Genomic DNA, 11,022 nt, shown 5'->3' on the forward strand with positions numbered 1-11,022 from the left:
AACCAGGGGACAGAAGTGAAACTGATCAGAACAGCTACGGTCGCGGTGGCGTTGACCGCTGCGGTAGCCACCGGAGCGGGCCACGCCGTAGCAGACCCGTCGTCCGAGACGGTGAACTACCAGACGTCGGTCAATCCGGATGGAACCGTCAAGACCATCCTCGACGCCGGCCTGTTCCGAGTCGATGCGACGAGCGAGACAGTGTCGATCGTCGATCAGTCCGGCGCCACGATCGCATCGGTTCCGCTGGAGTACAGCATCAACGGCACGGTCTACTCGATCGCACCCCTGATCGGTGCCGAGGGTCGAGAGTTGACGCTGACTCCGCAGACTGTTCCCGTCGCGGACGTTGCGGGTCCTCGCACCAAGCAGCAGGCGTTCGACAACATGGTCAACCAGCTGGCAATCGGCTGGAACAACGGCGGCGGCGTCGGCACGGCAATCGGTGCAGGCCTCGGCTTCGCCATCGGCTGCGTATCCATCTTCCCGAACTTCATTTCCGGCTGCATCATCGGAACTGTGATCGGAACAGTGGCTGGTGCTGTCATCGGAACGGCAAACGGCAACCCGCAGGCTCAGCCCGCGGTCTTCGAGTACTTCACCACTGCGTAAGGCGCGACACGCGTCGACAGACGCGAATAGAACGGAGGGTAGGGCGCATGCGCCCTACCCTCCGTTTTACGTTCGGCCGGTCAGCGCACGGCGCATGGATACAGCCTTCACCATAGTTTCCTCGAACTCCTCATCGGGATCGGAGAGTGCGACGATGGCACCGCCGACCCCATAGGTCACCTCGTGCTCGGTGGCGACAATCGTGCGGATGACGATCGAGAAGTCCGCAGTACCCGTGATCGAGAAGTAGCCGATGGCACCCGAATACACTCCGCGGGGTCCGTCTTCGAGCTTGTCGATGATCGCCATGGTGCGGATCTTGGGGGCACCGGTCATGGATCCACCCGGAAACGCAGCGCGGATACAGTCCGCCGCCGACGCATCGTCGCGCAGGCGACCGCGAACCGTAGACACCAATTGATGTACAGGAGCATAGGTTTCGACATCGAACAACTTCGGCACGTGCACCGAACCCGGAATGCAGACCTGAGCCAGATCGTTGCGGACCAGATCGACGATCATGAGGTTCTCGGCCTTGTCCTTCTCGTTTGCGACGAGATCGGCCTTCAGCGCGTTGTCCTCTTCGGAGGTCGCTCCGCGCGGACGAGTTCCTTTGATGGGCTTGGACTCCACGATGCGGTCCGCGTCGATTCGTAGGAAGCGCTCGGGTGACGCGCTCAGGACCGAGACCTCGGGAAAATTCAAGAACGCACTGTACGGGGTCGGGTTGATTTCCCGCATATACGAATACGTTGCCGCGGGGTCGATAGAACCGGCCAACGTAGCGGTGTTCGTCAAGCAGACCTCGTACGTTTCACCGGAGCGGATTTCGGCGAGGCACTGGGAAATCAAATCGAGGTAGTGAGCGCGATCGTGCCGCAGTCGCGGTTCGAGCGAGAGCTCTGCTCCGAGCAGAGGAGTACCGGATCCGCCCGCGCCGGAACGGGCCGCCTGTGCGGATTGACCGGACAGTCCACGCAGTGTGGCGGCTACCGAGTCGAACCACTGTGCCAGGACGGGGTCACCGGGCGTGGTGGCCAATCCCATCAGGTAGAGGGTGCCGGCCTCGTGGTCGAACACCAGCGCGCGATCCGCGAAGACCATGGAGGCATCGGGGGTGGCGGCTGTATGCACCAATTGGCCACCGGTATCGGCCTTCAACTCGTAGCCGAGATATCCGACATAGCCGAGTCCGAAGGCAAACGGAAGGTCGTGGCGAGGGGGAGTGGCACGCTCGCGCAACCGATCGTCGACGTAGTCGAAGAAAGTGGAGTGAACGAGCTCCGTCGTACCGTCGGCACCCTGCACGGTCACCATGGTTTCGGCAACAGAGTAGGTCACGTACTCCGCGTGTGGCCCCGAGCAGTCGCCCATGACGGTGAACCTGCATTCGGGCTCGAGTGCTGCACTGCCGTCCAGCCAGAAACTCTTCGTACTGTCGGCGTAGAGCGTGGCGAAAACCTGCTCGGGATCGAAAGCCTCGTCGATGGAGCGAGTCTCGATGGTGAACATCGAATCCTGGGTACCTGCAGCACTCGATGCGCTGGACTGCGCCAATGTCAGGTCTCTGAAGTTGGCGAGCAGTTCGCGTCCGTATTCGGTGCTGATGGACTCGGGATGGAATTGCACTCCCCACATCGGCTTGCTGCGATGCCGAACTGCCATCACCAAGCCGTCGGGTGTCCATGCGACTTCCTCGAAATCGGCAGGCGTGCGTGTCACGACCAGTGAGTGATACCGAACCACCGAGTAGGGAGACGGAATTCCGGCGAAAAGATCGACACCGGTATGAGTGATGTCGGTGATCCTGCCGTGCATCGGCGTGGGTGCGAGATCGACACTGCCGCCGAACAGGTGGCACAGTCCCTGGTGCCCGAGGCAGACACCGAGAATCGGCAGGCCGGATTCGGTGATCACTCGACTGCTGATGCCGAAGTCCTGCTCCAGATCAGGGCGTCCTGGCCCGGGGGAGATGACGACGTTGTCAAAGGTGTCGAAGTCCAGAGACGTCCACTCGACGTCGTTCTTGACCACTGTGGGCGGACGGCCGTTGACCTCCGCCAGGAGGCTGTACAGGTTGTAGGTGAACGAATCGTAGTTGTCCACGAGGAGTGTGTTGATGGTCATCGACGTGCTCTACCGTTCACTCTCGGGGCCGAGCCCGGCAGCGGGAGAGTCGATGATCAAGTCCTCGACGCGACATGATTCGGCAATCATCGATCGGTACAGGTCTTCGAGGAAGTCGGGGGACAAGCCATTTGCGGACGCAAATTCTCGGGCGCGTTCGGTCACCAAACCGACGCGACCGGGTTGCATCATCGGAATGGAATGTTCGCGCTTCACGTGTGCAACTCGAACACATACATCGATACGGTCTCGAATTGCAGCGCGCAGAACTTCATCTATTCCGTCCAACTCACGCCTCAGCTCGGCAAGCTTGTGCTCGCCTGCAGCGCGATGACCTTCGGATTTCGCCTCGAAGGCAGCTGTGCGCAGAGCGTCGTTGGAGCGTTGATCAAAATCCTGGCTCACGAGTTACTGCTCCCTGATGTTTCGACTCCAGTGGTGATGATTATCGGAATGCACCGACAATTGTTACGGCAGACATTGCCGTTCGACGACCAGCGCGGCAATCGATGCTCGATCATGACACCTCGCGCGGTTTCACCGCCACTCAACAGTATTGGAACGCACGAAAGCGCGACGATAAACACACCGCCCCCATCCGGAACGTACGCCGAGTTGGAATGGCAGAAAAAAACTGCACCGCCGGATTGTTTCCAATCTGGCAGTGCAGACGACGGCCCTTACGCGCCGCGGCGCTTGACCTTCAACAAATCCAAGCGCTCTTTGAGGAGTTCTTCCAGCTCGTCCACCGAGCGGCGTTCGAGCAGCATGTCCCAGTGGGTGCGTGGCGGCTTGACCTTCTTGGCCTCCGGCGCGGTTCCCTCGAGTAGTGACCCTTCGAGGCCGTTTCGACAAGCCCAGGTGCCGGGGATTTCTGCGTCGTCGGCGAAGGGAACGTCGAACTCCTCGCCGTTGTCGCATCGGTAGCGTGCAACGCGGCGAGGTGCCAAGTCGTGATCACGATCGGTCTCGTAGCTCACGGCTCCGAGTCGACTACCTCGAAGTACACGATCTGCCATGGTGAAGTCCTCTCCATCGATAGTAGGTACGCGCGTCGGTGTCATCCGTCGACACCGAGCTACACCGTCTACCCACTGATCTACAACGTCGCCGCGCGTCGGTTCGTTCCCGGGCCGATGGGCCCCGGCGCGATGCCATCGTCGCAGCTGGTGAATGCATCTTACCTTCCAGCCGCAGTAGGCTGAACGACCATGTCCGTCAGAACTCGCCGTGACCAGACGTGCACATGGTGCGGACGCCCTGTCGCAGACTCCGGAACCGGACGCAAGCGACGGTACTGCCGTCAGTCGTGTCGCCAACGCGCCTACGAGCAACGCAGTGCGATGAAGGAAACTTCGATTCCGGACGACGCCGTCATCTTGACGGCCGAGGAGGCGTCGGCGGCAGCCGATCGAGCGTTCGAGGTTCGCTGCGCCGCCGAGGACGTCAGCACCGCGGTCACGGAAGGTGCCGACACCGCTGAATTGCACCGCTTGTGTGTCGAACTGTTGACCAAGGCGCGCGATGCGGAGCGGCTGCGCTGAGGAGGGCAGCGGGGAAGGGCTGGCGAATCGACCGCACCGAACTGTGGTTCCATCCTGGTTCACCGACACCATGGACAATGGACTGAGTTCGCGCATGTGCGCGGATATCGAACACGAAGAGGAGCTCCATGGCGTTCTGGGATCAACTCAAGTCCAAGGCACAGGAACTGAACGGGCAGCTGCAAACCAAGACCAGCCAGTTCAAGAACAAGGAATTTGCCAACGGCAGCATGGCCATGTGCGCGCTCATCGCGGCAGCAGACGGCACCATCGATCCTGCCGAGCGGCAGAAGACGGCAGCCCTGATCGCCGGTAACGAGGCCCTGCGGGTGTTCGAATCCGACGAACTTCGTCAGAAGTTCGACTGGTACTGCGACAAGCTGCAGGGTGACTTCGACTTCGGGAAGGTCGAAGCAACTGCCACGATCGGCAAGCTGAAGTCGAAGCCCGACCAGGCGCGAGCCGTCATTCAGATCGGCATCATCATCGGCGGCGCAGACGGTCATTTCGACGATCACGAGAAGGCTGCCGTCCGCAATGCATGTTTTGCAGTGGGAATCGATCCGGCCGAGTTCGAGCTCTGAGACCTTCCGACCGATAGAGAACGAACATTCGATCGCAGCAACGGCGATCGGCGAAGGTGCGCCCTCGTCGGTCGCCGTTGGCGTCGCAACAGTGTGCGCTGTGAAATAGGCGAAATGCCGGGATACTTGGATCACTCCGACGGCATGTGCCGATGTCGTCGATCCGTTGGAGATCCGGTTGCGACCCACCAGCAGAGAGACGGTGCATGACAGTTGCCGCGATCTACCTCGTCATCGCCTTCGGCTTGGGCGGACTCGCCATGGCTGTCCGGCTACCTCCACTGGTCGGCTTCCTGGCGGCCGGCTTCGTCATCAATGCCCTCGACATCGGTGAGATGCCCCAACTGGAACTGATGGCAGACCTCGGCGTCACATTGCTGCTGTTCGCTATCGGTCTCAAGCTCGACGTACGAATTCTGCTGCGCCGAGAAGTGTGGCTGACGACGTCGATACATCTGGTCATCAGCGTCGTGCTCGGTACCACCGTCCTGTGGCTTGCGGCCGTCGCTGGAATGGCCATGCTGTCCGGACAGAGCACGACGACGATCGCGTTGCTCGCCTTCGCCATGTCGTTCTCGAGCACCGTATTCGTCGTCAAAGTACTCGAAGAACGAGGCGAATCGCACGCGCTCTACGGTCGCGTGGCTATCGGTGTGCTCGTGATGCAGGACATCGTTGCCGTGGTGTTCCTCACCGTCACCAGCGGCACACTGCCCAGTCCGTGGGCGGTGACCCTCGTACTCCTGTGGCCCCTGACACGGATCCTCCGAAGGGTGTGGAGCGGGCTGGGCCACGGCGAGATGCAGTCGCTCTTCGGCATCGTGATGGCCCTCGTTCCGGGTTACGCCTTGTTTTCCGCGCTGGGGCTCAAAGGAGACCTGGGAGCGTTGATCATCGGCGTTCTTCTGGCATCGCATCCAGCTTCCTCCGAGCTGTCCCGATCGCTGTTTCATATCAAGGAACTGCTGCTGGTGGGCTTCTTCGTTTCCATCGGCCTGTCCGGGTTGCCCGATGTTCCCAGCCTCGGCGTCGCCCTGCTGATGGTGCTCCTACTGCCGCTCAAATCGGTGCTGTACCTGGCGCTGTTCGCCATGATGAAACTGCGGTATCGAACCGCGCTGCTCGCGGGATTGAGCCTGATGAACTACTCCGAATTCGGTCTCATCGTCGTCTCGGTCGGAGTGACGACCGGGCTGCTGGCACCGTCCTGGCTGGTCGAGATGTCGATCGCCGTGGCGTTGAGCTTCGTGGTATCGGCTCTCGTGAACGGTCGGGGGCACCTGATGGTGGAGAAGATCGCGGCACGCCTACCCGATCAGGACGATCAGAGCCTGCACCCGGAGGAACGCTCCGGAGACGCGGGCGACGCCGAAGTCGTCGTGATCGGGATGGGGCGTGTCGGGTTCGCGGCCTATCAGCGGCTCACCGAGCACTACAGGCTCAGCGTGGTGGGGGTCGACTACGACGGTCCTCGGATTCGTCGACTCGCAGAACAGGGTCTGAGAGTGTTGGAAGGGGACGCCACCGATCTCGATTTCTGGAATCAACTGCGGCGCTCGGAATCCGTGCGGATAGCGGTTCTGGCAATGCCACGTCACGGAGCCAACGTCACAGCACTCGCCTGCCTCCGCGAATCCGGATTCAGCGGAACCGTCGCGGCCGTCGCCCGCTACGACGACGAAGTTCAGTGGGCCAAGGAACACGGTGTGAGCATCGCCTTCAACGTCTACGCCGGTGCTGGACTGGAGCTGGCTGACCAAGTGGGACATTCAGCCCCGGAACCCGTCGTCGAAGAACTCGACCCCGAGTCCAGCAAGCCCGCGGACCGGGCACCGTGACATGAGCCAGGGGAGTGGACTACGTACGCTCGCCGAGAGTGGCGACCTTGCCCAGTCACCCCGTAAAGGCGTCGGACATGCAGGTCCTGCTGCGGGGCGTGGGGGAGTACTCAGCCCGGCGCAGAGCCTCGGTATTCGCCACTCTGTCTTCTGGCGCTCTTCGAGCACAACCGGGTTGCCCCGTCGAGATTCGGACGGATGAACCGATTCAGCGAAGAGTGCGCGTACAGCGATCATGAGAACCCCTGGTAGAGATTGTGCGCCTCCGAGCACCGTAACCGGAAACGAGTAGCAGGATCGGACTTTCCCGATGTTCTCTACCTTGTTCGCGGCAGGCATTACCTGATCGATCCGCACGAGGTGGGACGTCGACCGATCGATCAGGTACTGCCTGCGGCTCCGCCTCCTCCACCTGCGCCTCCGCCCGAAGCAACGGATCCGCTACCGCTGGAAACGAACACTCCGGAAAAGGAGGCCCAGGGGAGTACGACTGGGCCGCCCGCCGCGTAGTCGGCACTCGCAGGTGATGTGAAGGCTCGCAGCGGTGTGTCACTCCCGGCGTCGGTTGCGGCCTCGAGTCGTTTCCGAAAGGCCGGGGCCAAGCCGAGCGCGACAATGTCGGGCAGTGCTGCGTTCAAATCGACCGACTCGTCGTTGCCCTTGGCGGCCTGCTTCAAGCCGTCGCGGTACGCCTCCCAGGGGCGAGAGGCATCGAGGCCCGCGACCGAGAATCGGGAGTACGCGATCGCCGCCGTCAGCCCCGCAACGAAGAGAAGGGCCGATGCCACCACCGCGAGCCACATGATCGAGGCACCCGACGTCGCAACCGCGATTCCTCCGATCGCGCCGGCTCCGCCGAGTACGCCCAGACCGGCCAAGACGGCCCGGCGTCGACCGGTGCCGTCCGCGACGAATCCACCGGACCGCAGTCTTACGTCCACGATGTCTTTCGTCGCGCCAGGACCCCGAGCGATCTTCTTCAACTCGTCGCCGTGTACGACATCGTCCTCGGCACGTTCGGCGAGCATCGACCAGACCGCTTGCTGGACCTCTCCGCGGGCATGAGTTCGATCGAGGAGCCTGATCCTGACCGTTCCCTTGTCGAACTTTCCCGGCTTCTTGTCTTGCTCGAAGGTGAGCGCATCGGCAGCGGCAAGCGCCAGTACCGTCCCTGGTACGCCGCTGGGCTGCGCGCTGCGGTGTACCAGGGCGGTCGCGTAGGCGGCATCGGTGGCCTGGTCCGGTCGAACTGTGGTCGGAGACTGTTGGGACACAGTCGGTTTCGCGCGGCCGCGAAATACTGTTGCCACCACGAGCAGCCCTAGAAGTGCGATGACCGAACCGGTCCACGGCAGCCATGTGGAGCCGGGACCGCTGGCAAACCTGTCCATGGCAGTCACCGGCGGACCGTTGCGAATGTCGGACCTCAAGCGGTCTATGCCTGCGGTCAGGCTGCCCGCGACGTCTCCGTCTCGCAGCGGCGGAATCAGTGCATCCTCGACGATGGCCTCTTGTTCGTCCCGAGGGACATTGCCGTCGTCGTACGTGCTGCCGACGAAGACGCCTGCGCGAGCCTCGTCGACCTTTCCGGGCTCCCGGTTTATCAGGATCGCGCCCGCAGTGTCCTGATCGACCCCTGTAGCGGACACCCAAGTCTGCTGAAGGTCTTCGACCTGATCCAACGTGTCATCGGAATCCGCGTCGAGTTCACGGACGTACGCAATGACGTCCGCACCGGTTTCGGATTTCAAGTTCTCCAACTGACGTTGAATGTCCGCGATCTGCGCCGGGTCCAGGGAAAAACCCGTTCGGTCGTAGACACGCTGGCCCGATGTCAGAGTGTCGAAACCTGCGTCGGCGGACGAGTCGTCGGAGCAACCGACGAGGCCGAGGGCCGCAAAGAGGGCGATCAGCACCGCGGCAACCCGGCGGTTCGAGCTCCGACGACGGGATGTCTCAGTAAACGCGTCCATCGACGAATGCTAACCAGAGTTCGTGTGCGGTAGCCAGGACATTCGACCGAAGTGACGGTGAATGTCGAGACAAACTGCGTACATTCGATTCGTCACTGTGACGAATCGAATGTACGCAGAGGCAGGAAAGAGAGAGCGAACCGTCCGAGCTGAGTGGATCGGCTGCTCACTGAATGCGCGGCACATTCCTCGCAAGCGTTCCAGCACCGCGAGTATTCCAACACCGCCGTGCCGAATCACATCGACTCGAATCCCGAACCGAAGAGCTGCAGCCGAATCGGCCATATTGCGGGAAACAGGCTGGGATCGGCAAACCACAGGTCGATGTTTTGCCGATAATCCACATTATGTCAAGTAGTAGATGGCTATCAGCGCACGGTGCGAATATCTCTGCTTCGTGTAACTGCCCTCGTGCTTCGCCAATACCCGCCTGAGCTGCATCGATACCATCGGCATGCTCATCCCACGTCCGCATCCAGGCGCTTCTCCGACGACACTGTTTCACGACAAGCAATTCGGCCTGAGCAGGCGTTACGGTAGCTACCGTTGCAGTTTGCGCTCTTCAAGTGCAGAATATGCAGACAGGCGAAAGGGTGCTGACGTGGATCGACGTGACGTTGGTGGTCGGCTGATCTACCGTCCGGCCGATAGCTCCGCATCCTCCGAAGCCTTCCTCGACGATGTCTTCGTCGGCTGGCGACGCGCGCAGATCACCCAGAATTTCTGTGCGAGTACCGCCGACCGCCGAATCAAACTGATCCATGGCATGGCCGACTTCGTGGGATCCCCACCGTGGCAATGGTCCCCACACGATGCCGATGAGTTCTTCGCTCATCTGCGCGGGGTACGCAATCTCTCTCACGCCACGATTCGGGCGTATCAGTCCGACGTCAGGCTGTTCTTGGAATACGCGACCAACCCCGTCTACGAGTGGAACGAGAACTGCGGGCGGCTGTTCGGGACCGTGTTCTCGCAGGTGATCACCGAATTCAACCGAGCCACGCATGTGCAGACCAACGACACCCAGAACAAGCGACGCCCGTTCACCAAGGCGGAGCTACAGCAGTTCTTCGACCTCGCCGATCTCGAACCGGAACGAATCCTCCACTCCGGACGTAAAGGTGCCCTTGCTGCGTGGCGCGACGCGGTGGCGTTCAAGGTCTTGTACGGATGGGGACTGCGGGCCGGCGAAGGCCGACAACTGCAACTGGTCGACTGCTCACGAAACGCACGAGCACCCGGTTTCGGTGAATGGGGACTGCTGCGCATCAGGCACGGAAAAGCGATGCGCGGTTCACCCGCCAAACAACGCACAGTGCTGACCGTATTCGACTGGGCCGCAGAGGCACTCGAGCACTGGGCCAACTACGGCCTACCCCGCTACGGACAGCCGCTCGCCGACCTGTTCCCCACAGACCGCGGTGGCGTCGTCGCCGGCAGAGACCTGTGGAAGCGGATGCGAAACCTGGTGGACGAGCTCGGCTTCCCTCCAGGCTTGGACCTGCACTCGCTCCGACGCGCGTATGCAACCCATCTACAAACCGAGTACGGATACGACTTGAGCTTCGTGCAAATGCAGCTCGGCCACGAACACGCCGCAACGACCTCCATCTATACGATCGCCTCCCCCGACTACCGGGCACGCCATCTGGAACAAGTGTTGTCGAACACGCTGCGTCGCAGCGTCGGTGAACGAGAAGGCGCGATAGGAAAGGCAGACCATGAAACGTGAAATACAGTATCGCTGGCGTGTGCGTGAACACATGGCACGCGTAGGAATGAAAAACAGTCGCGACCTCGTGGAACCCCTGCGGGACAGAGGAATTACCCTGTCCGAATCTCAGATCTACAGGATCGTCGGGCAAGAACCCGAGCGCATCGCGTTCAGTGTTCTCGTCGCCCTCTGCGACATCTTCGGCATCGAAGCCGGCGACCTCGTGACCTACACCGCGACAGACGCGAGTCGTCTGAGGTTCACCCCGGAAAGTGGACAGTGGTTACGCGGCCATGGTGGGCGCGTTCAGTGACTGTTCGTAATTGTGGGGGCTGAGCATTCCGATTGTGGAGTGCCTACGGCGAGTGTTGTAGAAGTTCATCCAGTTGTCAACTGCAGCAACCAATTCGGTCCTGTACGCGAACGTGTGGCGGTAGTAGTACTCGTGTTTGAACGTCGACCACAGGCTCTCCGCGCCGGCGTTGTCCCAGCAAATGCCGGTCTCGCCCATAGAACGGCGCAAACCCTAGCGTTCGCATGCCTGCTTCATGATCGCAGCGGTGTATTGAGTTCCCCTGTCCGAGTGCATGATTGTGCCCGCAACATCGCCGCCACGTTCGGCGACCGCCA

At 61.4% G+C, this 11,022-nt stretch carries 11 protein-coding genes; 6 read left to right on the forward strand and 5 right to left on the reverse strand.

Annotated elements, in window-relative coordinates; genetic code table 11:
* Nucleotides 1-15 precede the first annotated feature (15 nt).
* On the forward strand, nucleotides 16-612 hold the full coding sequence (locus tag QM797_RS14360; protein ID WP_283276290.1) for a DUF8020 domain-containing protein: 597 nt from the start codon (nucleotides 16-18) through the stop codon (nucleotides 610-612).
* Between the two features lie 66 nt (nucleotides 613-678).
* Here QM797_RS14360 and pabB read toward each other — a convergent pair whose 3' ends face one another.
* The 3 genes from pabB to QM797_RS14375 all read right to left on the reverse strand — a co-directional run bounded on the left by pabB (nucleotide 679) and on the right by QM797_RS14375 (nucleotide 3,758).
* Nucleotides 679-2,739: an aminodeoxychorismate synthase component I gene (pabB, locus tag QM797_RS14365; protein ID WP_283276291.1), complete on the reverse strand. Its 2,061-nt coding sequence runs from the start codon at nucleotides 2,737-2,739 to the stop codon at nucleotides 679-681.
* Nucleotides 2,740-2,748: 9 nt separating this feature from the next.
* Nucleotides 2,749-3,144, reverse strand: coding sequence for a chorismate mutase (locus QM797_RS14370; RefSeq protein ID WP_283276292.1), 396 nt, complete (start codon nucleotides 3,142-3,144; stop codon nucleotides 2,749-2,751).
* A 275-nt stretch (nucleotides 3,145-3,419) separates the two neighbouring features.
* Nucleotides 3,420-3,758, reverse strand: coding sequence for an RNA polymerase-binding protein RbpA (locus QM797_RS14375; RefSeq protein WP_283276293.1), 339 nt, complete (start codon nucleotides 3,756-3,758; stop codon nucleotides 3,420-3,422).
* A gap of 192 nt (nucleotides 3,759-3,950) precedes the next feature.
* Here QM797_RS14375 and QM797_RS14380 point away from each other — a divergent pair, with 192 nt between their 5' ends.
* The 3 genes from QM797_RS14380 to QM797_RS14390 all read left to right on the forward strand — a co-directional run bounded on the left by QM797_RS14380 (nucleotide 3,951) and on the right by QM797_RS14390 (nucleotide 6,705).
* Entirely contained in the window at nucleotides 3,951-4,283 is a 333-nt protein-coding gene (locus QM797_RS14380; protein ID WP_283276294.1) for a hypothetical protein, read from the forward strand.
* Between the two features lie 128 nt (nucleotides 4,284-4,411).
* Nucleotides 4,412-4,867: a tellurite resistance TerB family protein gene (locus tag QM797_RS14385; RefSeq protein ID WP_027497122.1), complete on the forward strand. Its 456-nt coding sequence runs from the start codon at nucleotides 4,412-4,414 to the stop codon at nucleotides 4,865-4,867.
* Nucleotides 4,868-5,073: 206 nt separating this feature from the next.
* On the forward strand, nucleotides 5,074-6,705 hold the full coding sequence (locus QM797_RS14390) for a cation:proton antiporter domain-containing protein (protein WP_283276295.1): 1,632 nt from the start codon (nucleotides 5,074-5,076) through the stop codon (nucleotides 6,703-6,705).
* A 380-nt stretch (nucleotides 6,706-7,085) separates the two neighbouring features.
* Here the strand turns inward: QM797_RS14390 and QM797_RS14395 are convergent, their stop codons facing one another.
* Nucleotides 7,086-8,678, reverse strand: coding sequence for a TPM domain-containing protein (locus QM797_RS14395; protein ID WP_283276296.1), 1,593 nt, complete (start codon nucleotides 8,676-8,678; stop codon nucleotides 7,086-7,088).
* 601 nt (nucleotides 8,679-9,279) lie between these two features.
* Here QM797_RS14395 and QM797_RS14400 point away from each other — a divergent pair.
* Both QM797_RS14400 and QM797_RS14405 read left to right on the forward strand, forming a co-directional pair.
* Entirely contained in the window at nucleotides 9,280-10,410 is a 1,131-nt protein-coding gene (locus QM797_RS14400; protein ID WP_283276297.1) for a tyrosine-type recombinase/integrase, read from the forward strand.
* A 31-nt stretch (nucleotides 10,411-10,441) separates the two neighbouring features.
* Nucleotides 10,442-10,705, forward strand: coding sequence for a helix-turn-helix domain-containing protein (locus QM797_RS14405; RefSeq protein WP_349307196.1), 264 nt, complete (start codon nucleotides 10,442-10,444; stop codon nucleotides 10,703-10,705).
* Here the strand turns inward: QM797_RS14405 and QM797_RS14410 are convergent.
* Entirely contained in the window at nucleotides 10,676-10,903 is a 228-nt protein-coding gene (locus QM797_RS14410) for an integrase core domain-containing protein (protein WP_283276299.1), read from the reverse strand. The two genes, QM797_RS14405 and QM797_RS14410, sit on opposite strands and share 30 nt — an antisense overlap.
* Between the last annotated feature and the right edge of the window lie 119 nt (nucleotides 10,904-11,022).

It is taken from the genome of Rhodococcus sp. IEGM 1381, from assembly GCF_030056795.1.
Classification (GTDB): Bacteria; Actinomycetota; Actinomycetes; order Mycobacteriales; family Mycobacteriaceae; genus Rhodococcoides.

Bases quoted from the DNA above. Each gene is read 5' to 3' on its own strand.
- QM797_RS14380 (WP_283276294.1), top strand. From the start codon at position 3,951: ATGTCCGTCAGAACTCGCCGTGACCAGACGTGCACATGGTGCGGACGC.
- QM797_RS14410 (WP_283276299.1), bottom strand. From the start codon at position 10,903: ATGGGCGAGACCGGCATTTGCTGGGACAACGCCGGCGCGGAGAGCCTG.
- QM797_RS14385 (WP_027497122.1), top strand. From the start codon at position 4,412: ATGGCGTTCTGGGATCAACTCAAGTCCAAGGCACAGGAACTGAACGGG.
- pabB (WP_283276291.1), bottom strand. From the start codon at position 2,739: ATGACCATCAACACACTCCTCGTGGACAACTACGATTCGTTCACCTAC.
- QM797_RS14375 (WP_283276293.1), bottom strand. From the start codon at position 3,758: ATGGCAGATCGTGTACTTCGAGGTAGTCGACTCGGAGCCGTGAGCTAC.
- QM797_RS14405 (WP_349307196.1), top strand. From the start codon at position 10,442: ATGGCACGCGTAGGAATGAAAAACAGTCGCGACCTCGTGGAACCCCTG.
- QM797_RS14390 (WP_283276295.1), top strand. From the start codon at position 5,074: ATGACAGTTGCCGCGATCTACCTCGTCATCGCCTTCGGCTTGGGCGGA.
- QM797_RS14395 (WP_283276296.1), bottom strand. From the start codon at position 8,678: ATGGACGCGTTTACTGAGACATCCCGTCGTCGGAGCTCGAACCGCCGG.